The 21,633-nt window shown below is 69.3% G+C and carries 24 protein-coding genes; 10 read left to right on the top strand and 14 right to left on the bottom strand.

Going from position 1 to position 21,633, the window contains the following annotated elements; translation table 11 throughout:
* Nucleotides 1–11: 11 nt before the first annotated feature.
* Both EL493_RS15175 and EL493_RS15180 read left to right on the top strand, forming a co-directional pair.
* Complete coding sequence (locus EL493_RS15175; protein WP_019046476.1) at nt 12–515, top strand: arginine repressor; 504 nt, start codon at nt 12–14, stop codon at nt 513–515.
* 109 nt (nt 516–624) lie between these two features.
* Entirely contained in the window at nt 625–1,833 is a 1,209-nt protein-coding gene (locus tag EL493_RS15180) for a Fic family protein (RefSeq protein WP_030203925.1), read from the top strand.
* 31 nt (nt 1,834–1,864) lie between these two features.
* On the opposite strand, the gene EL493_RS15185 is transcribed toward EL493_RS15180, so the two are convergent.
* Both EL493_RS15185 and EL493_RS15190 read right to left on the bottom strand, forming a co-directional pair.
* Nucleotides 1,865–2,335: a hypothetical protein gene (locus tag EL493_RS15185; protein WP_019046478.1), complete on the bottom strand. Its 471-nt coding sequence runs from the start codon at nt 2,333–2,335 to the stop codon at nt 1,865–1,867.
* Nucleotides 2,336–2,356: 21 nt separating this feature from the next.
* Nucleotides 2,357–2,911 (bottom strand): TetR/AcrR family transcriptional regulator, encoded by a 555-nt coding sequence (locus EL493_RS15190; protein ID WP_019046479.1) that lies wholly within the window; start codon nt 2,909–2,911, stop codon nt 2,357–2,359.
* 27 nt (nt 2,912–2,938) lie between these two features.
* Here EL493_RS15190 and EL493_RS15195 point away from each other — a divergent pair, with 27 nt between their 5' ends.
* On the top strand, nt 2,939–4,351 hold the full coding sequence (locus tag EL493_RS15195; protein ID WP_019046480.1) for an MFS transporter: 1,413 nt from the start codon (nt 2,939–2,941) through the stop codon (nt 4,349–4,351).
* Here EL493_RS15195 and EL493_RS15200 read toward each other — a convergent pair.
* From EL493_RS15200 to EL493_RS32360, 5 genes are all read right to left on the bottom strand, one after another.
* Entirely contained in the window at nt 4,235–5,170 is a 936-nt protein-coding gene (locus tag EL493_RS15200) for a DUF4184 family protein (protein ID WP_019046481.1), read from the bottom strand. The two genes, EL493_RS15195 and EL493_RS15200, sit on opposite strands and share 117 nt — an antisense overlap.
* A gap of 57 nt (nt 5,171–5,227) precedes the next feature.
* A complete protein-coding gene (locus tag EL493_RS15205) occupies nt 5,228–6,031 on the bottom strand; it encodes an aldose epimerase family protein (RefSeq protein ID WP_019046482.1) in 804 nt (267 codons plus the stop codon).
* A gap of 51 nt (nt 6,032–6,082) precedes the next feature.
* Nucleotides 6,083–6,235, bottom strand: coding sequence for a hypothetical protein (locus EL493_RS32355; protein ID WP_019046483.1), 153 nt, complete (start codon nt 6,233–6,235; stop codon nt 6,083–6,085).
* A gap of 79 nt (nt 6,236–6,314) precedes the next feature.
* A complete protein-coding gene (locus tag EL493_RS33555; protein ID WP_019046484.1) occupies nt 6,315–6,449 on the bottom strand; it encodes a hypothetical protein in 135 nt (44 codons plus the stop codon).
* Nucleotides 6,450–6,480: 31 nt separating this feature from the next.
* Entirely contained in the window at nt 6,481–6,621 is a 141-nt protein-coding gene (locus EL493_RS32360) for a hypothetical protein (protein WP_019046485.1), read from the bottom strand.
* 270 nt (nt 6,622–6,891) lie between these two features.
* On the opposite strand from EL493_RS32360, the gene EL493_RS15210 reads away from it, so the two are divergent.
* The 3 genes from EL493_RS15210 (at nt 6,892) to EL493_RS15220 (ending at nt 10,092) form a co-directional block, all read left to right on the top strand.
* Nucleotides 6,892–8,094 carry an argininosuccinate synthase gene (locus EL493_RS15210; protein WP_019046486.1) on the top strand — a complete coding sequence of 401 codons (1,203 nt, stop codon included), beginning with the start codon at nt 6,892–6,894 and terminating at the stop codon, nt 8,092–8,094.
* A 220-nt stretch (nt 8,095–8,314) separates the two neighbouring features.
* Nucleotides 8,315–9,733: an argininosuccinate lyase gene (argH, locus tag EL493_RS15215; RefSeq protein ID WP_022567342.1), complete on the top strand. Its 1,419-nt coding sequence runs from the start codon at nt 8,315–8,317 to the stop codon at nt 9,731–9,733.
* A gap of 35 nt (nt 9,734–9,768) precedes the next feature.
* A complete protein-coding gene (locus EL493_RS15220) occupies nt 9,769–10,092 on the top strand; it encodes a DMT family transporter (protein ID WP_019046488.1) in 324 nt (107 codons plus the stop codon).
* Nucleotides 10,093–10,102: 10 nt separating this feature from the next.
* Here the strand turns inward: EL493_RS15220 and ilvA are convergent, their stop codons facing one another.
* On the bottom strand, nt 10,103–11,332 hold the full coding sequence (gene ilvA, locus EL493_RS15225; protein ID WP_019046489.1) for a threonine ammonia-lyase: 1,230 nt from the start codon (nt 11,330–11,332) through the stop codon (nt 10,103–10,105).
* A gap of 56 nt (nt 11,333–11,388) precedes the next feature.
* Nucleotides 11,389–12,543 carry a serine hydrolase domain-containing protein gene (locus tag EL493_RS15230; RefSeq protein WP_019046490.1) on the bottom strand — a complete coding sequence of 385 codons (1,155 nt, stop codon included), beginning with the start codon at nt 12,541–12,543 and terminating at the stop codon, nt 11,389–11,391.
* Nucleotides 12,544–12,673: 130 nt separating this feature from the next.
* On the opposite strand from EL493_RS15230, the gene EL493_RS15235 reads away from it, so the two are divergent.
* From EL493_RS15235 to EL493_RS15245, 3 genes are all read left to right on the top strand, one after another.
* Nucleotides 12,674–13,396 carry a GntR family transcriptional regulator gene (locus EL493_RS15235; RefSeq protein ID WP_030203934.1) on the top strand — a complete coding sequence of 241 codons (723 nt, stop codon included), beginning with the start codon at nt 12,674–12,676 and terminating at the stop codon, nt 13,394–13,396.
* Nucleotides 13,397–13,478: 82 nt separating this feature from the next.
* Entirely contained in the window at nt 13,479–14,969 is a 1,491-nt protein-coding gene (locus EL493_RS15240) for an NCS1 family nucleobase:cation symporter-1 (protein ID WP_019046492.1), read from the top strand.
* On the top strand, nt 14,969–15,697 hold the full coding sequence (locus tag EL493_RS15245) for an aspartate/glutamate racemase family protein (RefSeq protein WP_019046493.1): 729 nt from the start codon (nt 14,969–14,971) through the stop codon (nt 15,695–15,697). The genes EL493_RS15240 and EL493_RS15245 overlap by 1 nt, the downstream gene beginning before the upstream one ends.
* Nucleotides 15,698–15,703: 6 nt before the next feature.
* Here the strand turns inward: EL493_RS15245 and EL493_RS15250 are convergent, their stop codons facing one another.
* The 5 genes from EL493_RS15250 to EL493_RS15270 form a co-directional block, all read right to left on the bottom strand.
* The gene (locus tag EL493_RS15250) at nt 15,704–16,057 is read right to left on the bottom strand and encodes a hypothetical protein (protein ID WP_019046494.1); all 354 of its coding nucleotides are present in this window, start codon (nt 16,055–16,057) and stop codon (nt 15,704–15,706) included.
* Between the two features lie 196 nt (nt 16,058–16,253).
* Nucleotides 16,254–16,823, bottom strand: coding sequence for an isopentenyl-diphosphate Delta-isomerase (gene idi, locus EL493_RS15255; RefSeq protein ID WP_019046495.1), 570 nt, complete (start codon nt 16,821–16,823; stop codon nt 16,254–16,256).
* Complete coding sequence (locus EL493_RS15260; protein ID WP_019046496.1) at nt 16,820–17,695, bottom strand: geranyl diphosphate 2-C-methyltransferase; 876 nt, start codon at nt 17,693–17,695, stop codon at nt 16,820–16,822. The genes idi and EL493_RS15260 overlap by 4 nt, the downstream gene beginning before the upstream one ends.
* The gene (locus EL493_RS15265) at nt 17,692–18,972 is read right to left on the bottom strand and encodes a family 2 encapsulin nanocompartment cargo protein terpene cyclase (RefSeq protein WP_019046497.1); all 1,281 of its coding nucleotides are present in this window, start codon (nt 18,970–18,972) and stop codon (nt 17,692–17,694) included. Before EL493_RS15265 ends, EL493_RS15260 begins: the two co-directional genes overlap by 4 nt.
* Before the next feature lie 12 nt (nt 18,973–18,984).
* A complete protein-coding gene (locus EL493_RS15270) occupies nt 18,985–20,391 on the bottom strand; it encodes a family 2B encapsulin nanocompartment shell protein (protein WP_019046498.1) in 1,407 nt (468 codons plus the stop codon).
* A 341-nt stretch (nt 20,392–20,732) separates the two neighbouring features.
* Between EL493_RS15270 and EL493_RS15275 the strand changes: the two genes are divergently transcribed.
* Nucleotides 20,733–21,518 (top strand): bestrophin-like domain, encoded by a 786-nt coding sequence (locus EL493_RS15275; RefSeq protein WP_019046499.1) that lies wholly within the window; start codon nt 20,733–20,735, stop codon nt 21,516–21,518.
* Nucleotides 21,519–21,633 lie beyond the last annotated feature (115 nt).

Consider the following 21,633-nt stretch of genomic DNA (forward strand, 5'->3'; position numbering starts at 1 on the left):
GGAGCCGAGCGATGAGCGCGCCCGAGAAGGGCTCGCCCGCGATCGCCCGCACCCGCGCCGGCCGTCAGTCCCGCATCGTCGAACTGCTGACCGCGCACGCGGTCCGCAGCCAGACCGAGCTGGCCACCCTGCTCGCCGCCGAGGGCATCGAGACCACCCAGGCCACCCTGTCGCGTGACCTCGACGAGCTCGGCGCGGTGAAGCTGCGCGCCGCCGACGGTGGCGCGGGCGTCTACGTGGTCCCCGAGGACGGCAGCCCCGTGCGCGGCGTCACCGGCGGCACCGGCCGCCTGTCCAAACTCCTCGGCGACCTGCTGGTCTCCACCGACGCCAGCGGCAACCTCGCCGTCCTGCGCACCCCACCCGGCGCCGCCCACTTCCTGGCCAGCGCCCTCGACCGCGCCGCCCTGCCCTACATCGTCGGCACCATCGCCGGCGACGACACCATCGCCGTCATCGCCCGCGAACCCCTCACCGGCGCCGAACTCGCCGCCAAAATCGAGAGTCTGGCCTGAACTCACGAGGGTCGGCAACAGCATCGCTTACCCAACGATAGATTCATAAAGTTAAGTAACGTCGATGCTTGGTTAACGCTAATGGGCCAAGCGTAGGTAAGATGAGCTGATGACGAACGATCCGGCCAGGTGGCCCGCCGTTCGATACGAGCAGCACCCGTGGGTGGTGCGCGATACGTATGTGTCGCGGACCCAGCTGCGCAGGCACGCGGGACCCTACTCCGCCGCGGTGCTGTCCGACATCGCCGAGCAACCGGTGGCACTGCCCGTCGGCCTGCTGGCCGAGGCCGACGAGGCCGCGCAGGAGCTGGTGCGATTCGACGCGCACCTGTCCGCCGAACTCGGCACCGACTGTGAACTCGGGCCGATGACGTCCGTGCTGCTGCGCACCGAGAGTTCCGCGTCCTCACAGATCGAGAACCTCACCGTGGGCGCTCGGCAACTCGCCCTGGCGGAGATCGGTGAGCACACCAACAGGAACGCGCGCATCGTCACCGCCAATGTCCGCGCCATGGAAGCGGCTCTCGACCTCGGCCGGGCAGTCGATGTCGATTCGATCCTGGCGATGCACCGCGCACTGCTCGGTGAGTCGGATCCCACCCAGGCCGGACGCTGGCGCGACCAGCAGGTGTGGATCGGCGGGAGCAACCTCGGCCCGCATCTGGCCGATTTCGTTCCACCGCACCATGATCGAGTCCCGCCCGCCATCGCCGATTTGATCCGGTTCATCGACCGCACCGATGTGCCCGCGCTGGCGCACACCGCACTCGCCCACGCGCAATTCGAGACCATTCACCCGTTCACCGACGGTAACGGGCGAACGGGCCGCGCACTCGTCCACGCGATGCTGAGCGGCCGCCAGCTGACCAGGCATATCACCGTGCCGATCTCGGCCGGTCTGCTGGTGAACACCGGCAGCTACTTCGACGCCTTGACCCGGTATCGATCCGGCGATCCCGAACCGATCGTCCGCCAGTTCGTCGACGCGACCTTCTACGCCATCGGCAGCGGCCGCGGGCTCGTCGACGAACTGCGCGCCGTCCGTGCCGCCTATCGCGAACAGACGACCGCGCGCGCGGACTCCGCGGCATGGAGACTGATCGATCGGCTCATCGCGCAGCCCGTGGTGAACAGCACCTATGTCACGGAGTCTTTCGGCATCAGCGGGGTCGCCGCGCAGCGGGCCATCGATCGTCTGGTGGAATCCGGAGTGCTGCGCGAGGTTTCGCAGCGCGCGCGCAATCGTGTGTGGCAGGCGGACGGAATACTCACCGCGCTCGACGATTTCGCGGCGGGAATTCGTCGAGTGCGTGGTTGAGTCTGCGTGGTCGCAGCGGGCCTGCTGGACGCTACTCCCTGGCTGAGCCGGGCGGCCAGATGATGTCGACCGGGAGGCCTTGCGTGCGGGCGGATTCGACGACCGACGCGGTGCCGCCGCGTTGGCCCGCGTCGCCGTCCCAGACCGCGACGAGGCGGTCGCAGTCGGTGAGCAGGAGGTGGTTGGCGGCTTCGTAGGCGGCCTTGCCCGCGTGGTCGAAGTCCATGACGTGGACGGCGTGGGCCTGGGCGAGGAGGGTGTCGAACTGGGCGGCGTGGTCGGGTTTCACCTGGGCCGTGCGGTAGTCGCGGGAGGGGAGGACCACCTCGAGCCGTCCGCCCGCGGCCAGGATCTCCTCGGCGAACAGCGAATCCGCGCCCCGGGCCAGGCAGGAGATGCCGACGAGGTCGGGGAGATCGGCGAGTAGCGCCGAGATCGCCTCGCGCACCGCGGTTTCGGTGGCGGGGGTGAGGTTCATGTGCCCGGTGACGCTGATCCGCATCCGTCCATCATGCCCGGGCGGTCAGGCGCCGGCGCGTGGTGGCACGCGCAGTCCCGCCAGGGCGATCTCGGTGAGCAGGGGAGCCGAGTCGGCGGCGGCCTGGCATCCGGCGCCGATGCCGTGGCCCAGGCGCAGGATGTCGCGTGGGCTCACCTCCGGGCGGACGATGCCGGCCTCCTGGACCGGGCCGAGCACGCTGCCCGCCGCCTCGGCCAGCAGTCCCGAGCACACGGCGAACGTCTCGGAGCTGCGGTCGATCGCGGCCTTGAGCGTGGTGGCCAGGCCGTGCTTCTCGAGGATGTAGGCGACGAGGTCGGTGAACCAGGCTTCGAACGCGGGCAGCGGCGCCAGCGCGGCGCGGTGTTCGGCGGCGCGGGCGGCCAGTGACTCGATATTGGCGCGATACACCGCTTCCATGAGGGCCGTGCGGTTCGGGAAGTGCCGGTACAGGGTGCCGGGGCCGACGCCGGCGCGCCGGGCGATGTCGTCGAGGGGCGCGTCGGTGCCGTGTTCGGCGAAAGCCTCACGCGCGCATTCGATGATGCGCTCGTAGTTGCGGCGCGCGTCGGCGCGCATCGGCCGCGACGGTGGTATGGAGCTTCCTTGACAACCACACTCGCGGCGAAAGCCCCGGTCGGCCGGGCTCGGCCGGGGATCGTCCTGTTCACCCTGCTGACCTGTCAGCTGATGATCATTCTCGATGTCACGGTGATGAACGTGGCGCTGCCACGGATCCGCACCGACCTGGCGTTCAGTGCCACCGGCCTGGCCTGGGTGATGAATTCCTACACGCTCGTCTTCGGCGGTCTGCTGCTGCTCGGCGGCCGCGCCGGTGATCTGTTCGGCAGGCGCACGCTGTTCGTGGCGGGCACGATGCTGTTCACCCTGGCCTCGCTGGCGGGCGGGCTGGCGCCCTCGGCGGGCTGGCTGCTGGCGGCGCGGGTCCTGCAGGGCATCGGTGGCGCGATGGCGGCGCCCAACACCCTGGCGCTGCTGACCACCACGTTCACCGAACCGAAGGCCCGGATCCGGGTGCTCGCGCTGTTCTCGGGCATGTCCAGTGCCGGATTCGCGATCGGTCTCATCGTCGGCGGACTGCTGACCGAATGGGTCGGCTGGCGGTCGGTGCTGTTCATCAATGTGCCGTTCGGGCTGGTCATCGTGGTGCTGGCGCTGCGCTGGCTGCCCGAGGCGCCACGTCGCGCCGCCCGCCTCGACCTGCCCGGCGCGGTCACCGCGACCGCCGGAGTGGCCGCGCTCGTCTACGGCTTCATCAGCGCGGCCTCGGACGGCTGGGGCGCGCCGGGCACCGACATCTCGCTCGCGGTGGGCGCGGCGCTGCTGGTGGCGTTCGTGGCGATCGAACTCCGTGCGCCGCAACCGCTGCTGCCCCTGCACCTGTTCGCCGACCGCAATCGGGCGGCCGCCTACGCGAACATGTTCCTCGGGCCCGCCGCGGGCATGTCGATGTTCTTCTTCCTCACCCAGTACTTGCAGGATGTGCGCGGGATGAGCGCGCTGGCAACGGGATTCGCGTTCCTGCCGACGGCGGCACTGATGTTCGCGATGATCCGGCTCATTCCCCGGCTGCTGGCCCGGTTCGGGCCGAAACCGGTGACGGTCACCGGCACCGTCGCCATGGTCACCGGACTCGTCCTGCTGACCCGGCTCTCGGCCGACAGCGGGTACTTTCCGCTGCTGTTCGTCGCCATGGTGGCGATGGGCTGCGGTATCGGGCTGGCCTTCTCGCCGCTGAACGTGATCATCATGTCCACGGTGTCGCCGGACGAGGCGGGCGCGGCGGGCGGCGCGTTGCAGACGATGCAGCAGACCGGCGGTGCGCTGGGTCTGGCGATCCTGGTGACGGTCTTCGGCACCGCGGCCAGGGACGCGGGCGGTTCACCCACGCACGCCCTGGTCGGCGGCATGACCGCCGCGTTCGGCGCCGCCGCCTGTATCGCGGCCCTGACCTTCGTCGTCGCCCTGACCTTCCGCAGTCGGCGCGCGACGCCGTGAGCCTGCCGTAGTGACGTGCCAGAGGACCGCATAGATCGTCCAGGCGCAGCCCAGACCCTGGGCTGCGCCGACGATCGTGTGCCGCACCAGGTCGTAGGCGCTGGTCCGGGTGACGGGGTCGTCGACGGCGATGGTGGCGCCGAGAGCCGTTGCAGCGCACAGGATCACCAGCACCGATCGCCGCGGGAACAGCGACCGCACGGTGGATTCCCGCCGGGCGTGCCGCACCACATACCAGGCGAGGACGAGAGACCCGAGCACGGACGACACGTAGCCCACAACGTTGTAGACCCGATGCGGTCCGATGACCGGCGCTCGCAACGCGGCCCAGTGCCGCACGACGAAACCGGCTGTCTGCGTGCAGGAATCCCACGCGAGATGGGTAGCCGCACCGACCCAGATCGCGACCACGATCGCCCCCATACCGCACCACGATCCTGCGGCCGAGCGCCTCGGGGGAAGCCTGATGCGGTGACGGCTCGAGCCGGCCGAACGCCCCGTGCTGCGGGATGCGGAACGGTCGACACCGTCGGCCGGCGCGTCCGCCGAAGGGCGGGTGACGAGTGGCACGGGTAAGGCGACGCGATAGGGGAACAGCGCTGCCGCGGGCCCGGCGGAGAACCGGAAGCCGAGCAGCAGGGCGAGCCCCAGCACCAGATCCACGCCGAGCAGCCCGGTGAGCGAGTGGGTGTTCACGTCGACCGGAATCGGCAGGTAGTACCCGACATCGGGCGCGAGTGCCCCGGCCACGAGCGCGCCCATCGGCAGATACCGCCCGAACGGCAACACCGCGGCGGGATGGGCGAAGGTGATCGGCACCGGGCCACGGTAACCGCCGCCGACACATCCAGCGTGCCGGTGGACTCCAGGTGTGGCTCAGATCTGGGTGAGCCGCCGCCAGGTCCAGTCGACCGCGATGTCGAGCGGTGCTTCGGGGGTGACCAGGCGGGGCGCGGAATTCAGGCCGTCGGGCGGCCCGGACTGGGCTTCCACCGACAGCGATTCCTCGGGCAGGGTCCAGACGACGACATCGGTGACCGGGCTCGTCACGGTGAGTTCCAGGAAATCCGGCCAGGTCAGCCTGGCGCGGACGCCGTCGGGCATGCCGAAGCAGTCGTCCCAGGGTGGTGGCGTCGGCGGGATGTGCCTGCCGGTGGGCAGGTAATCGGGTCCGCGCTCGTATTGCCACGCGGGATCGAAGTCGAGCTCGACCGGCCCGGTCGCCGGAGCGACCTCGCGCAGGAACCACGGATGCCAACCGCCCTGTGCGGGAAAGGGATCCCGGTCGGTGACGATGCGCATGCGCAAGCCGAGGCCGGACGCGGTGAGCGCGAACGTCTGGGTGACCGTGCCGGCGAACGGCCAGGGGCCGGTCAGCCGGTGCCGCACCGTGGCCTCGGCCGGACCGGCCGCGATGACGTCCCAGTTGCCGTGCCGGGCGGTGCCGTGGATGGCGTGCGGCGGATTGTCGATCGGCATCCGGTAGGTGTGGCCCCCGACGGCGAACGTGCCGTACCCGAGCCTGCCCGCCCACGGCGCCATGACGAAACAGCCGGTGCCGGGGTCCTGCCGCAGCAGCTCGATGCCGTCCACGGTCAGGCTGTGCAGCGCGCCGCCGTCGTCCGGCGCGATCGTGAGTGTCGCGGTGCCTGCGCGGAGCTGCACGTCGTCGGCGGCCATGCGGGCGAGACTAGCGGCGTGGCCCGTTCATCGGCGGGACCCCACGCCGGGTCAGTTGAAGGGGTAGTCCCCGCCGCCCGCGCCGCCCTGTCCGTTCGGGGTGGCGACATCGATGATGTCCTGGACCAGGGCGACCAGCGCTCGTCCGACGTCGAGGACGCCGTTGCCGAGGGTGGAGAATTCCTGTGCGATGTAGTGGAGCATTGTTCGTCCTCACGTGTTGGCGAGCCGAATAGTGCTCTCCCAGCGTGCCATACGGAAGGACCTCGCGGTGGAGCTCCGGTCAGGAGTTGAGGAAATTCAGGATGGCGAGCGCCAGCGGCGCGCTCAGGTCGAACAGCACGCGACCGACGTGCAGCCCGGCGGTGGCACCGGATTCGTAGTGGTCGGACAGGAACTGCAGAATCACGTCGGCCATGGTGTGCTCCCTGTGGTGATCGGACGGCGGATCAGGCGAAAAAGCCCTGGAGAATCGGGGTGCCGAGATCGATGACCGTCTTGGCGACCGACAACCCCAGGTTGCCGAGCCCGATGACCACGGCCCCGATCAGGTCGTAGTTCTGCTGCGCGAAATCCCGTAGCTGCTGCATGTCGACTCCTCGACCCCGACCGATGGGTAGCTGATGTGACCAGCGTCTCACAGAAGCCACTTGCTGCCAAGTTGCTGGGTGTCGTCATCGCAGGTGGCGGCCGATTTCCGGGGTCGCGCCGCCGGATCACTACCCCCGGGTATGAATGAGATTGCATCATCGTGCATAATCATTTGCAGCAACGGCGCGAGCCGACCGGCGGCCCGAGCATTCATACTGCTCGAGGCAGCCCGTGCAGATGACATCCACACTTCGAGGAGCACAACAGACATGTCCGATCGCGTCGTACTCGCCTACTCCGGTGGGCTGGACACCTCCGTCGCCATCAGCTGGATCGCGAAGGAGACCGGTGCCGAGGTGGTGGCCGTGGCCATCGACCTGGGCCAGGGCGGCGAGGACATGAACGTGGTGCGCCAGCGCGCGCTGGACTGCGGCGCCGTGGAGGCCATCGTGGTCGACGCGCGCGACGAGTTCGCCGACGAGTACTGCCTGCCCACCATCCAGGCCAACGCCATGTACATGGGCCAGTACCCGCTGGTCTCGGCCATCAGCCGCCCGCTGATCGTCAAGCACCTGGTGGAGGCCGCCAAGTTCCACAACGCCACCACCGTCTCGCACGGCTGCACCGGCAAGGGCAACGACCAGGTCCGCTTCGAGGTCGGCATCGGCGCGCTGGCGCCCGACCTGGAGGTCATCGCCCCGGTCCGCGACTACGCCTGGACCCGTGAGAAGGCCATCGCCTTCGCCGAGCAGAACAACCTGCCGATCAACGTCACCAAGAAGTCGCCGTTCTCCATCGACCAGAACGTGTGGGGCCGTGCCGTCGAGACCGGCTTCCTCGAGGACCTGTGGAACGCCCCGACCAAGGACGTCTACGACTACACCGCCGACCCGACGGTGAACTTCGAGGCGCCCGACGAGGTCATCATCACCTTCGAGAAGGGCGTGCCGGTCGCCATCGACGGCCGTCCTGTCAGCGTGCTGCAGGCCATCGAGGAGATGAACACCCGCGCCGGTCGCCAGGGCGTCGGCCGGCTCGACATGGTCGAGGACCGCCTCGTCGGCATCAAGAGCCGCGAGATCTACGAGGCGCCGGGCGCCATCGCGCTGATCACCGCGCACCAGGCGCTGGAGAACGTCACCATCGAGCGTGAGCTGGGCCGCTACAAGCGCCAGGTCGAGGCCCGCTGGGGCGAGCTGGCCTACGACGGCCTGTGGTTCTCCCCGCTCAAGCGCGCCCTGGACGCCTTCGTGCAGGACACCCAGCAGCACGTCTCCGGCGACATCCGGATGGTGCTGCACGGTGGTTCGGCCGTGGTCAACGGCCGCCGCTCCGAGCAGTCGCTCTACGACTTCAACCTGGCCACCTACGACGAGGGCGACACCTTCGACCAGTCGCTGGCCAAGGGCTTCGTGCAGATCCACGGCCTGTCCTCGAAGGTCGCCGCCCGCCGCGACCTGAACCAGAAGTAAGCAGGGCTCGCCCGCCTCTCCGCGACTTTTGCCGGTCGTGGGGAGGCGGCCGCTATTCCTATCGGGCTCACCTGAAGCGCTACGCCTGTTCTGGGCGTACCCGGTGAGTTACCCATGTTCGCGCTGGATCAGGCGCCGACCGTAGGCTCGATGCGGTTGCCGGTCCGTGCGCGGCAGCCGTTCCGCGCCGTAACCGCCGACACCCAGGAGAGGGCACACGATGACCCATAGTGGAACCAACGAAGGTGCCCTCTGGGGTGGGCGATTCGCGTCCGGCCCGGCCGAGGCGATGGCGGCGCTGAGCAAGTCGACCCACTTCGACTGGGCGCTGGCTCCCTATGACATCCGCGCGTCCAAGGCGCACGCCCGCGTGCTGCACAAGGCGGGTCTGCTGTCGGAGACCGACCTGTCCGGCATGCTCGCCGGCCTCGACGCCCTCGCCGCCGACGTGGCCTCGGGCGCGTTCGGCCCCGCCGAGTCCGACGAGGACGTGCACGGCGCGCTCGAGCGCGGCCTGATCGAACGGGTCGGCACCGAGCTCGGCGGTCGCCTGCGGGCGGGCCGCTCACGCAACGACCAGGTGGCCACCCTGTTCCGGATGTGGCTGCGTGACGGGGTGCGCCGCGTCGCGGCCGGCGTGCTCGACGTGGTCGACGCGCTCGTCGCCCAGGCCGCCGCGCACCCGGACGCGGTGATGCCGGGCAAGACCCACCTGCAGGCCGCGCAGCCGGTGCTGCTGGCTCATCACCTGCTCGCGCACGCCCACCCGCTGCTGCGTGACCTGGAACGCCTGCGCGACTTCGACAAGCGCGCCGCGATCTCGCCGTACGGTTCGGGCGCGCTGGCCGGTTCCTCGCTGGGCCTGGACCCCGAGCAGATCGCCGCGGAACTCGATTTCACCGCGTCGGCGGCCAACTCGATCGACGCGACCTCCTCGCGGGACTTCGCCGCCGAGGCCGCCTTCGTGCTGGCCATGATCGGGGTCGACCTGAGCCGGATGGCCGAAGAGGTCATCATCTGGAGCACGCCGGAATTCGGGTACGTCACCCTCGCCGACGCCTGGTCGACCGGGTCGTCGATCATGCCGCAGAAGAAGAACCCCGACGTCTCCGAGCTCACCCGCGGCAAGGCGGGTCGCCTGATCGGCAACCTGACCGGCCTGCTGGCCACCCTCAAGGCACAGCCGCTGGCCTACAACCGGGATCTGCAGGAGGACAAGGAACCCCTGTTCGACTCGGTCGCCCAGCTCGAGCTGCTGCTGCCCGCCATCGCGGGCCTGGTCGGCACCCTCACCTTCCACACCGACCGGATGGCCGAACTCGCCCCCGCCGGTTTCACCCTCGCCACCGACATCGCGGAATGGATGGTGCGCCAAGGTGTTCCGTTCCGGGTGGCACACGAAGCGGCCGGAGCGTGCGTGCGGGCCGCGGAGGCGCGCGGGGTGGGTCTGGACGAACTGACCGACGCCGAGTTCGCCGCCGTCGACCCGGCCCTGACCGGCGGGGTCCGCGAGGTGCTCACCGTCGCGGGTTCCATCGCCTCGCGCAACGCCCGTGGCGGCACCGCCGGGGTCCGCGTCGCCGAACAGCTCGACGAGGTGCGCGCGTCCGCAGCGGACGCCCGCGCCTGGCTGCGCTGAAAGCGGTTCGCGGCGACGGTGGTTACCCTGCGGCCATGACATTGCTGTACCTGGCGCTCGCCATCGCCACCGAGGTCACCGCGACGGTGTCGCTGAAGCTGTCCGACGGATTCACCAAGCTGGTGCCCTCGATCGTCGTGGTCGTCGGGTACTGCGCGGCGTTCTTCTTCCTCTCGCAGGCCTTGCGGCGCGGGATGTCGATCGGGGTGGCCTACGGGATCTGGTCGGCGGTCGGGGTCGCCGCGATCGCCACTATCGGTGTGCTGTTCCTGGGGGAGCGGCTCACCCTCGTCCAGGTCGGCGGGATCGGGCTGGTGATCCTGGGCGTGCTCGCGCTGGAACTCGGTGGCGCGCACTGACTTCGGTGCGTCACAGTTCCGCGTGCACCCGGAAACCCGCGTCCCGCAGGGCGGCCAGGACGTCGTCGCGATGGGCGGGCCCGCGCGTCTCGACGGTGAGCGACACCTCGACCTCGTCGACCGCGAGCCACATGCCGGTGCGCGAGTGCACGATGTCGACCACGCTGGCCCCGGCCCGGCCTGCGACACCGAGCAGGGCCGACAGCGCGCCCGGCCGGTCGGCGATCGTCACCCGCATCGCCAGGTAGCGGCCCGCCGCGCTGAGGCCGTGCCCGATCACCCGGGTCAGCAGCAGCGGGTCGATATTGCCGCCGGTCAGGATGGTCACCACCGGGCCGGGCAGGGCGCGCTCGCGCAAGGTCGAGGTGAGCAAGGCGGCCACCCCGGCCGCGCCGGCGGGCTCGACCACGAGCTTGGCCCGCTCCAGGCACAGCAGCAGCGCCTTGGACAGCGCGTCCTCGTCGACGGTGACGATCTCTCGCACATGCTCGGCGACGTGCGCGAACGGCACGGCGCCCGGCAGCCCCACCGCGATGCCGTCGGCCATGGTGGCCATGCGCGGGACCCGCACCGGCTTGCCCGCCGCCAGCGAATCGGGCCAGGCCGCCGCTTCGGCCGCCTGCACTCCGATCACCTCGACGTGCGGCGCCAGCGCGCGCAGCGCGACGACGACACCGGCGAGCAACCCGCCACCCCCGGTCGGCACGACCACGGTGCCCACGTCGGGGACCTGCTCCAGGATCTCCAGCGCCACCGTCGCCTGCCCCGCGACGATGTCGGGGTGATCGAACGGGTGGATCAGCGTCGCGCCGGTCCGGTCGGCGAATTCCTGCGCGGCCGACAAGGATTCGTCGATGGTGTCGCCCACCTGGTGGACTTCGGCGCCGTAGGCCCTGGTCGCGACCAGCTTGGGCAGCGACGCGCCGACCGGCATGAACACCGTCGAGGTGATGCCGAGTTCGGCCGCCGACCAGGCCACACCCTGCGCGTGATTGCCCGCGCTGGCCGCGACGACGCCGCGGGCCCGCTCGGCGGCGGGCAGATGCGCGATCCGGTTGTAGGCGCCGCGCGGTTTGAACGAGCCGGTGCGCTGCAGGTTCTCGCATTTGAGCAGGACCTGGGTTCCGACCCGCTCCGACAGCACCCGCGACCCCACGGTCGGCGTGCGCCGGATCACCGGTGCCAGCAATCGCGCGGCCGCCTCGATCCGATCGATCCCGACGGTCTCCATGCGCCACATCGTGCCAGCCCCGGCGCCCGCGTTCGGGGATCACCACGCGCTGCGGTGGGTGGGGCTCAGCTCGGCCGGGCCGCCTTGGCGAGGTTGTGGGCGTGGGTGCCCAGCCGGGTCAGGCGGGCGTCGCCGAGCGGGGTGAGCTTGCCGCCGAGCCGGTTGGTGACGAAGGCCAGCGACATCCCGGTCTCGGGATCGGCGAACGCGCCGGAGCCGCCGAGGCCGAAATGGCCGAAGGCCGAGATCGGGTCGGCCTTGGACGGTTTCATCGGCACACCGTGGAAACCGAGCGCCCAGGGGATGCGGAAGGCCAGGACATAGTCGGGCGTGAAGACCTGGCGGGTCGCGGCGCGGCGGATCGTTCCTGGTTCGAGCACGCGGGCGCCGTCGAGTTCCCCGCCGTTGGCGAGGGCGCCGTAGACCCGGGCCAGTGCCCGCGCCGAGAACACCCCGTTCACGCCCGGCATCACCGAATCGTGCACGCGCGGGTCGACGATGAGGTCGGCGAAACCGCGCGGGGTGGTCTCCGCGGCGGCCGCGTACCGGGTGCGGGTGAGCAGGTCCGATCCCCGATCCCAGTCCATGCCCGCCGCCCGCAGCCGGGGGAAGGTGGTGGCGATCCGGTGCCGTTCCTCCTTGGGCACGCGGAACCACAGTTCCTCGGCGCCGAGCGGTTCGGCCAGCTCGGTCCGGACGACGTCGACGAAATCGCGCCCGGTCACCCGGCGCACCAGTTCCGCGGCCAGATGTCCGTAGCTGATCCCGTGATAACCGCTGGTGATCGCGTGCCGCGGGTCGGGTGCGGCCGCGGCCAGCGCCCCGGTGACGGCGTCGTCGTCGAGGAAACGCTCGACCGGTCCGGGCAGCAGGCCGCGCAGCCGGTGCAGGCCCGCGCGGTGGGTCAGCACGTCGCGCACCGTGATGTGGGATTTGCCGGCCGCGGCGAACTCGGGCCAGTACTCGGCCACGGCGGTGTCGTAGTCGAGCTGTCCGCGCTCGGCCAGCTGATGGATCACCGTGGACGCCACGCCTTTTCCGGTGGAGAAGGCCAGCGCCACGGTGTCGGCGGCCCACGGCACACCGGGGCTCGCGTACCCGGCCCACACATCCACCACCGGTTCGCCGTGCAGGTACACGCACAGCGCGCCGCCGCCGTGCGAGGGCCTGCGGAACAGCCGGTCGAACATGGTGACCAGGCTGACGAAACGGCGATCCACCGACTGCGTTGTCGAAACTCCCATCATCCGAGCATGCCATTCCGCATTCGGTACCGGCCGGTACGGTGATCGTTTCCTGACCGTCACACAGCGGCCTGTGCCCGCAATACCGCGTCCATAGCATGAGAACATGCCCCCGAGACGACGATCGGCGCTGCTCGCGAGGCTCGTGGTGGACGAGCCAGGCCGTCCCCAGGTGATCCTCGGCGAACTGCGCCGGGTGATCCTCGACGGCGCGGTACCGCCGTGCACCGAGATCCCGCTGCGCGAGGTCGCGGTGCTGTTCGGGGTGAGTCACATTCCGGTCCGCGAGGCGCTCAAGACGCTGATCGGGGAGGGTCTGGTGACCCATCGGCCGCAGCGCGGATACCGGGTGGCCCAGCTCACCGCGCGCGAGCTGCGCGAGATGTACATCGTGCGCGACACCCTGGAGACCGCGTCGCTGGCCGCGGCCGCCACCCAGGCCGACGCGGCCGAACGCGCGCATCTGCTCTCGGTCCACGAACTGCTCGAGCGGGCGATCCTGGACGACGATCCCGAGGCCTATCAGCGCCGGTCACGCAGTTTCCACGTCGCGCTGACCCGGCCGTCGCGGATGTTCCGGCTGCTGCACATGCTCGAATCCGCCTGGAACATCACCGAACCCGTGCAATCCATGGTGCACATCGACCGCGGCGACCGGGAACGACTACACGCCGATCACCTCGCGATGCTCGACGCCTTCCTGGCCCGCGACGTGGACCGGCTGCTGAGCGCCGCCGACGAACATCACCGCAGGCTGGAAACGGTGATCGCGACCCTGCCGACCGGGACCGGACTGCTCGCGCCGGAAGATATATCTTCCGCGCAATAGGCGGGAAATCACCGGGAAATGGCCGGGAAACTGCCGATACTTACCGTCAGCGAAGCAGATTCACCTTCGGACGGGAACGACCATGACCGATACCATCACCTCGTCGGCGGGCGTTCCCGCCGGTGATCCGCCCGCCTACGATCCGCGGCTGACGAATGAGGAACTGGCGCCGCTGCGCAAACAGAGCTGGGGCACCTACAACATCTTCGCGTTCTGGATGTCGGACGTGCACAGCGTCGGCGGATATGTCACGGCGGGAAGTCTTTTCGCGCTCGGTCTGGCCAGCTGGCAGGTACTGGCGGCCTTGCTGATCGGTATCACCATCGTCTATTTCTTCTGCAATCTGGTGGCCAAGCCGAGCCAGGTGACCGGCGTGCCCTATCCGGTGATCTGCCGCAGCGCTTTCGGGGTGCTCGGCGCCAATATCCCGGCGATCATCCGCGGTCTGATCGCGGTGGCCTGGTACGGCATCCAGACCTTCCTCGCCTCCGCGGCGCTGGATGTGGTGCTGGTGAAACTGTTTCCGGGCCTGGCGCCCTACGCGGTGACCGCCGACTACGGGTTCCTCGGCCTATCGCTGCTCGGCTGGGGCAGCTATCTGCTGCTGTGGGTGGTGCAGGCCTGCGTCTTCTGGCGCGGGATGGATTCGATCCGCCGATTCATCGACTTCTGTGGTCCGGCGGTCTATGTCGTGATGTTCGTACTGTGCGGATATCTGATCGCGAAAGCGGGCTGGGGCGCGATCGATCTGAATCTGGGCGAGGTGACCTACACCGGCTGGGCGTCGGTGCCGGTGATGCTCGGCGCCATCGCGCTCGTGGTGTCCTACTTCTCCGGGCCGATGCTGAATTTCGGCGATTTCTCCCGCTACGGCAAAAGCTTTCAGGCCGTGCGCACCGGTAATCTGCTCGGTCTCCCGGTGAATTTCCTGGTGTTCTCGCTGCTGGTGGTGATCACCGCGTCGCTGACGGTGCCGGTCTACGGTGAATTGATCACCGATCCGGTCGCCACGGTGGCCCGGATCGATTCCACGTTCGCGATCGTGCTCGGCGCGCTGACCTTCACCATCGCCACCATCGGCATCAATATCGTCGCCAACTTCATCTCGCCCGCGTTCGATTTCTCGAACGTGAGCCCGCAGCGGATCAGCTGGCGCGCCGGCGGCATGATCGCCGCGGTCGGTTCGGTGCTCATCACGCCCTGGAATCTCTACAACAATCCCGACGTGATCCATTACACGCTGGAAGTGCTCGGCGCCTTCATCGGTCCGCTGTTCGGCGTGCTGATCTGCGACTACTACCTGGTGCGCAAGCAGAAGGTGATCGTCGACGATCTGTTCACCATGTCCGAGCAGGGCACCTACTGGTATCGCAAGGGCTATCACCCCGCCGCGGTCGCGGCGACCGTGGTCGGCGCGCTCGTCGCGGTGTTCCCGGTGCTGGCCAACAGCCTGCCCGGCATGCACACCGCCGCCCAGTACAGCTGGTTCATCGGCTGCGGGCTCGGCTTCGTCGTCTACTACCTGCTGACCCCGGTTCTGCGCGGGGCGGCTGACGCGGAGGTCGGTGCCTGATGCGCATCCGGGTCGTCAACCCGAACACCACGCGGGCGATGACCGAGACGATCGAGCGGTGTGCCCTGGCTGTAGCAGGCCCGGACACCCTGCTCGACGCGGTCACCTCCGAGACCGGGCCCGTCTCGATCGAGAGTCACTACGACGAGGCACTGAGCGTGCCGGGACTGCTGGCGGCCATCCGCCGCGGCGAGGCCGACGGCGTGGACGGCTATGTGATCGCCTGCTTCGGCGATCCCGGGGTGGACGCGGCCAGGGAACTGGCCGCGGGGCCGGTGCTCGGGATCGCCGAGGCCGCCATGCGGACCGCGAGTCATCTGGGCCGGGGATTCAGCGTCGTCACGACCCTGGGTCGCACCACCGGACGGGCTGCCGACCTGGCCGAACGCTACGGTATGACCCGCTTCTGCCGCGGCATCCACGCGTGTGAACTGCCGGTACTCGCCCTGGAGTCTGATCCGGACGCGCGCAAGATCGTCACCGAGACGTGCCGAGCCGCGGTCGAGGCCGACGGCTCCGACGCCGTGGTGCTCGGCTGTGCCGGCATGGCCGAGCTGTGCGCGCACATCGGCCGCGAGATCGGGGTGCCGGTGGTCGACGGGGTCGCGGCCGCGACGCTGACCGTGCAGTCGTTGCTCACGCTCGGGCTGCGCAAATCGGGGCGGGGGGAGTACGCGACGCCCCCCGCCAAGACCTACACCGGCCTGCTGGCCCCGTTCGGAACCTGAGCGCCGTCAGACGCCGACGGGCTCGGCCGTCAGGGCGCGCAGCACGGTGTCGAGATCGTCGACGTCAACGACGAGGCGGGTGAAATCGGGCCCGTCCAAGTCGATCCGCACCGCGTTGCCGTCGAAGGTGGTGTCCCAGAACTCTTTCCGGCCCTTGCCGCGGTAGACACCCGCGGCGATGACGCCGGGGATGAAGGTGCCGGGCGCGCGGACCCACGGCGGACGCAGGTCCACTTCGGCGGGGGTGATGCCGGTGATGGCGGCCCGGTCGATCACGACCTGCTGGCGCAGGGCGAGCAGGCGATGTCCGCCGAGCACATGGACCGTCACCGTGTCGTCGTTGATCTCGACCTCGACCATCGCTACCTCACTCGCGTCGGTGGAACCGTTCCCTGTCCAGGGTCGGGGTCCGGCCTGGTCTGCGACTGTGGCGAGCCTGTGAGTTCACCAAGAACATTACACATGGACAGATATAGATATGCGCATCGAACCGGATAGCCCTCCTCGGGTCTGGTCGGTTTCCGGTGGGAGAAAGAATCGCAAGGAGGGCCGGGGGTCAGGCCCGGCCCGCGGTGTGGCCGCGTTCCGCGATGTCGAGCACCTCGGCCAGCCACGGCGTGTAGTCCGACGGATGGTCGGCCATGGCCGCGCGCAGGGTCGACGGCGCCACCCACGCCCAGGTGGCGACCTCGGCCGGGTCCGGGCTCGGCGGCAGGTCGCCCGCCGTGCCGATGAGGACGTGGTCGAATTCGTGCTCGACCCGCCCGGTCGTCGCGTCGCCCGCCCGGTAGCGGAAGGTGCCCACCTCGGTGAGGCCGGCGGCGAGGCCGAGCTCCTCGTCGAGGCGGATCGCGGCGGCCTCGGTCACCGGCTGGCCCGGCGCCGGATGACCACAGCAGGTGTTGGCCCACTGCAGCGGGAAGCGCGTCTTCACCGCCGCGCGCTGCTGGATCAGCACGTGGCCGTTCCGGTCGAACAGCAGCACCGAGAACGCGCGGTGGAGCGTGCCCGGTGGCCGATGGGCATCGGCCACCGAGCACGCTCCGATCGCGACACCGTCGTCGTCGACCAGCTCCACGGGCAGGGCTTCGCGGTCGATCGACGGTTCGGCGAGCTGTTCGGTCACCTGGCTACCTTATCGGCGACGATCAGCAGGTACTGGAAGCTCCCCTCGCGGTAGGCGGTGAGGAAGGGCTGCTCGACGCCGGTGGCGAGCTCGGAATGGGTGCGCAGATCCCAGTACGGGATGGTGTCGGGAGTCAGGTCGACGACCGTGGTGGGGATCAGGCCGTTGTCGGACAGGGCCCGGAAGTACTCGCTGCGCGGGTGGATCATGCAGCCGTAGTGCGCGTCGATCCAGCTCACCGACGCGGACTTGCCGCCGGTGACGTCGTTGGAGCAGCCGGTGATGCACACGTACCGCCCGCCGGGCTCCAGCAGCCGGGAGAACTCGTCGAACAGGTCGAACAGGTCCACGTACATGGTGGTCTCGTTGGTCCAGATCCCGCGGATCGACTCGTCCGGGAACCCGGTGTCGAGCATGTTGCGGAAGTGGAAGGTGACCTTGTCGGTGACGCCGCGGCTGCGCGCCTGATCGTTGGCGAAGCCCACCTGATACTCCGAGATGGAGACGCCGTCGACCTGGCAGCCGAAGCGCTCGGCGGCCATGAAGCTGGTGCCGCCGCGGCCGGACCCACCGTCGACGAGCCGATCGCCCGGCTGGATGGGACCGAGGTTGTCGAGCAGGAAGTCGGCCTGCGCGGTCTCGAGCCGGTGCAGCTCCCGCACGATGCGGTCCTGCCTGGTCTCTTCGGGACCCTCGATGACCGACCAGTCGGGAGCGCCGATGCCGTAGTGGTGGTGGTAGAGACCGTCGACCTCGCCCAGCTTGGTGTTCACGCGGTCGTCGTTGGGATTGTCGTTCCAATAGGCCGCGACGGAGCGCTGGTAGGTGGTGCGCAGGACGGAGCTGTCGGTGCGGGGGTTCGCGATGGTCATCGGTCGTCCTCTCCTGGAGCGATATCGTGGTAGCGCCTGCTGTCGGCGTGCCAGGCGCGATTGCCGCCCATCCAGGCCCACAGGCCGGCCAGGAAGCGGCGCAGCTCGGGTGAGCCCGCGGCGGCCAGCGGGGCGGCCTCGCGTTCGAATCGGTGCATCAGTTCGTCGTGGATCTGCGCGGTCCGCACTACCGCGTCGGCGCGGCTGCACCCTTCCTCGGCGGCGAGGACCGTGGGCAGGTTGAACTCCCGGCCGTTCGAAAGGTCCTCGCGCGCCATGGAATACAGGTCGTTCACCATCTGCGCGGCCAGCGCCGCGGTGGTGACGACCCGGCGCACGGCGGGTTCGGTGTAGTCGGGGGCGCCGAGTTCGTAGCCGCCGACCACGTCGATGGGTGCCATGCAGGGCAGGAAACTGTGCGGTTGCCGGTTGGTCAGGTATTCCCAGACCGGGGGCATGCGGTCGGCGGTGCGCCAGCCCGCCTCGGCGCCGAGCGCGATGAACCAGCCCGCGATCTCGGTGCGTAACCGCGCCAGCTGCGCCGGGCTCGCGTAGCCGGCCAGGTGCGCGAACGAGGTGCGGAACGCGCGCAGGATCGGGTCGGCCTGCATGGCCAGCTCGAGCCGGGGTGCGTACCGGGCGGGCAGATGCGCCGGGTCCATGGCGGCGGCGGCGAGTTCGAGCCGGGGCCCGAGTTCGGCGGCGGCGCTGGACGGGGTGCCGTCGGGTGCGGTGTCGCCAGGGGCGTCCTCCTCGCAGTAGTAGTCGTCGACCGACCATTCGGCGACCGCGCATTTCGCGGCGCCGAGCAGCAGATCGGGGTCGTCGCAGTCGGGGTGGGCGAGCATGATCAGGCGGCCGAAGTCGGCCTTGCCGAGCTCGTCGAGCCTGCCCTCGTAGAGCCCGATCTCGGCGGCCCAGGTCAGCAAGCCGACGTTGACGGCTTCGGCCAGGGCGGGATCGTCGCGTTCGGGCGGCGGGCAGTACAGCGTCGGAATCCGTTGCGGCGCGGTACTTTGCGGCGCGGTACTTTGCGGCGCGGAGTCGGCGGGGGACCGCCACAGCCCCGAGGTGCCGACGCCGGTCGGGCCGGGCAGCCGCATCGGCGCGATCCGGACCGCGGGCTGCGGCGAGACCGGCCGGGGGAGTGTCGACGCCGAGGTGCCGAGACGGGGGAACAGGGTCGCGGGTGCGGTCGCGTCGTGCAGCAGGGCGGCCACGGTGGCGGCGAGCTCGGTGCTCGCGCGCGGCGCCGCCGCCCTGGTGAGGATCGACACGGCGCGCCCCGGTCAGTCGGCCCGGCGCGCGACGAGCACGTCGTCGAGTACGCCGAGCGCGTCGGGGACCAGGACCGCGGCCGAGTAGTAGCAGCTCACCAGGTACGACATGATCGATTGGTCGTCGATCTGCTTGAACCGCACATTCAGGCTCGGCTCGTACTCGTCCGGGATCCCGGTCTGATGCAGGCCGACCACGCCCTGGTCCTTCTCCCCGATACGCATCGCCATGATCGAGGTGGTCTGGGTGCCGCTCACCGGGATCTTGCCGCACGGCAGGATCGGCACGCCGCGCCAGCCGGGCACCCGGTGTCCCTGGAACTCCACCGGATCGGGATACAGTCCGCGCCGCGAACATTCGCGACCGAACGCGGCGATCGCCTTGGGGTGCGCCAGGAAGAATTTGGTGCCGCGGCGCATGCTCAGCAACTCGTCCATGTCGTCCGGGGTCGGCGGGCCGGATTCGGTGGTGATGCGCTGTTTGAGGTCGCAGTTGTGCAGCAGGCCGAATTCCGGATTGTTCACCAGGTCGTGCTCGCGACGTTCGTAGAGCGCCTCGACGGTCAGCCGCAGCTGCTGGTCGACCTGGTTCATCGGGTCGTTGAACAGATCGGCGACGCGGGTGTGGATGCGCAGCACGCTCTGCGCCAGGCTCAGCTCGTACTGGCGGGGGCTGGCGTCGTAGTCGACGAAGGTGCCCTCGAGCAGGGGCTCACCGGAGTGGCCGGAGGCGATCTCGATATCGGCCTCGCCCTTGGAATTCTGGCTCCGGGCCGGGGTCCGGGCCTCGTCCGTGCGAATTCGGGCGAGGTCGGGATTGTTGTCCAGGAATTGTTCGAACGACTGCCTGGAAAGGCAGAGAATGGTGGTCCTGGTGACGGTTTTCACGGTGTCCGGCCAGATCGACGACGGCTCGACGAGCATGTCCTCGCCGTAATAGTCGCCGCCGGATAGCATGCCGAGTTTGGTGGGCTCCCCGTATTCGCCGGAGCCCAGCCGGACGAGCTTGCCGTGCACGACGAGAATCACCTGATCCATGGGGTTGCCGAATTCGGCGACGACGCTGCCCGGATCGAGGTCGTATTGCACGAAATTGTCGGCGAGCGGGCGCAGCAGCGAGTCGTCCTCGATATCGCGCAGCGGGGGCAGTTCGCGCAATTCCTGCGGAATGACCCGGGCCCGCGAGCCGTCGACGACGAACTCGACCTCGCCGTTGCCGACGGTGTGCGTGAGCCGGCGGTTGACACGGTAGACACCACCCGCGACCTGCACCCACGGCAGCGCGCGGGACAGCCAGCGGGAGCTGATGCCCTGCATCTGCGGTTCGGACTTGGTGGTGTGCGCGAGCCGCTGGGCGGCGTCGGTACTGAGGCTCTTGCGGACGGAATTGTCTGTGGGCAGCGGCATTTCGATGGTCATGGAGTTCCTCACCTCGAGACGTAAATCGGCACGGCCGATCGGCCTGTGCGGCGCGACGATGCGCGACAGGCTGGGGGTGGGTAACGGTGCGAACGTGCGAATGGTCCTGCGCGGATGAAACCGGGCTTGTGAAACGGTGGTACACGAAATCTGTAGCGTGTCAGTGCGTTCCGGACGACACCGATGGTAGGTGGTCGGAGCGGAGGTCTGCACGGTATTCGGGAAAACATGGCTGTGACCGGGAGATCCGTTGCGCCGGAGTCGATTGCGGGATCGCGAATGTCCTGGGATGAATCGTGGATGGGCACCGGAATGGGCGGGGCCGTCGTTATCGTCGAAGCATGTTCACCTGGATATACGAGCTTCCGATCTGGCTGGACTTCCTCCTCATCACCGGCACCGCCGTGGGGTTGACGGTGACCGCGATCCTGCTCTCCAGACAGGCGGTCCAGCGTGCCTTCGGCCCCGAGAACGGGTGGAACGAGACCGTCACGATGGTGCTCACCGTCGGCGGGGTGTTCTACGGGCTGCTGCTCGGGCTGATCGCGGCCGCCACCTACGAGTCCTACGACCTCGCGCAGAGCCGGGTCGCCGACGAGGCCGCCGCGATCGGCACCCTCTATCGCGAGGTGAGCGCCTACCCCGAGCCGTCCCGGCAACTGCTGCGCGACGACCTCACCGCCTACACCCGCGACGTGCTCGACGTGGTCTGGCCCGCGCTGCAGCGGGGCGAGGAACCGATGGGCGGCACCGCGCTGGTCACCCGGTTCCAGGGCCATCTGCTCGAGTTCCGCCCGGCGACCAGCGCCGAGGAGATCGTGCACGCGGCCACCATCGACCAGTTCGCCCGGTTCGACTCCGATCGCAGGCACCGGATCAATGCCACCAAGGGCGGCATCCCCGACGTGCTCTGGTGGACCATCCTGGTCGGCGGGGCGGTGAACCTGGTGTTGCTGTGCCTGTTCATCCTGGGCAAACAGGCCCATCTGGTGCTCGGCGGGCTGTTCGCCTTCTTCCTCGGCGCGATGATCTTCCTGATCGCCGCCCTGGACTATCCCTTCCGCGGCGACCTCAGCGTGAGCAGCGAACCGTTCGACAGCGTCTACCTGAACGTGATGGGGCCTTGACCGGCGCGTTGTGACCGGAATCGCCGCAACATGCGGCCTGTCACAGCCGACACATAATGGAGGTCCGGTGTGGTTAGCTCATATGAGCACATCGGGGTGTGTGAGGTGTGTCACT

Origin of the sequence: Nocardia asteroides, assembly GCF_900637185.1 — a bacterium.
Classification (GTDB): domain Bacteria; phylum Actinomycetota; class Actinomycetes; order Mycobacteriales; family Mycobacteriaceae; genus Nocardia; species Nocardia asteroides.

Bases quoted from the DNA above. Each gene is read 5' to 3' on its own strand.
- EL493_RS15175 (WP_019046476.1), top strand. From the start codon at position 12: ATGAGCGCGCCCGAGAAGGGCTCGCCCGCGATCGCCCGCACCCGCGCC.
- EL493_RS15180 (WP_030203925.1), top strand. From the start codon at position 625: ATGACGAACGATCCGGCCAGGTGGCCCGCCGTTCGATACGAGCAGCAC.
- EL493_RS15185 (WP_019046478.1), bottom strand. From the start codon at position 2,335: ATGCGGATCAGCGTCACCGGGCACATGAACCTCACCCCCGCCACCGAA.
- EL493_RS15190 (WP_019046479.1), bottom strand. From the start codon at position 2,911: ATGCGCGCCGACGCGCGCCGCAACTACGAGCGCATCATCGAATGCGCG.
- EL493_RS15205 (WP_019046482.1), bottom strand. From the start codon at position 6,031: ATGGCCGCCGACGACGTGCAGCTCCGCGCAGGCACCGCGACACTCACG.
- EL493_RS32355 (WP_019046483.1), bottom strand. From the start codon at position 6,235: ATGCTCCACTACATCGCACAGGAATTCTCCACCCTCGGCAACGGCGTC.
- EL493_RS33555 (WP_019046484.1), bottom strand. From the start codon at position 6,449: ATGGCCGACGTGATTCTGCAGTTCCTGTCCGACCACTACGAATCCGGT.
- EL493_RS32360 (WP_019046485.1), bottom strand. From the start codon at position 6,621: ATGCAGCAGCTACGGGATTTCGCGCAGCAGAACTACGACCTGATCGGG.
- EL493_RS15210 (WP_019046486.1), top strand. From the start codon at position 6,892: ATGTCCGATCGCGTCGTACTCGCCTACTCCGGTGGGCTGGACACCTCC.
- argH (WP_022567342.1), top strand. From the start codon at position 8,315: ATGACCCATAGTGGAACCAACGAAGGTGCCCTCTGGGGTGGGCGATTC.
- EL493_RS15220 (WP_019046488.1), top strand. From the start codon at position 9,769: ATGACATTGCTGTACCTGGCGCTCGCCATCGCCACCGAGGTCACCGCG.
- ilvA (WP_019046489.1), bottom strand. From the start codon at position 11,332: ATGTGGCGCATGGAGACCGTCGGGATCGATCGGATCGAGGCGGCCGCG.
- EL493_RS15235 (WP_030203934.1), top strand. From the start codon at position 12,674: ATGCCCCCGAGACGACGATCGGCGCTGCTCGCGAGGCTCGTGGTGGAC.
- EL493_RS15240 (WP_019046492.1), top strand. From the start codon at position 13,479: ATGACCGATACCATCACCTCGTCGGCGGGCGTTCCCGCCGGTGATCCG.
- EL493_RS15245 (WP_019046493.1), top strand. From the start codon at position 14,969: ATGCGCATCCGGGTCGTCAACCCGAACACCACGCGGGCGATGACCGAG.
- EL493_RS15250 (WP_019046494.1), bottom strand. From the start codon at position 16,057: ATGGTCGAGGTCGAGATCAACGACGACACGGTGACGGTCCATGTGCTC.
- EL493_RS15260 (WP_019046496.1), bottom strand. From the start codon at position 17,695: ATGACCATCGCGAACCCCCGCACCGACAGCTCCGTCCTGCGCACCACC.
- EL493_RS15270 (WP_019046498.1), bottom strand. From the start codon at position 20,391: ATGACCATCGAAATGCCGCTGCCCACAGACAATTCCGTCCGCAAGAGC.
- EL493_RS15275 (WP_019046499.1), top strand. From the start codon at position 20,733: ATGTTCACCTGGATATACGAGCTTCCGATCTGGCTGGACTTCCTCCTC.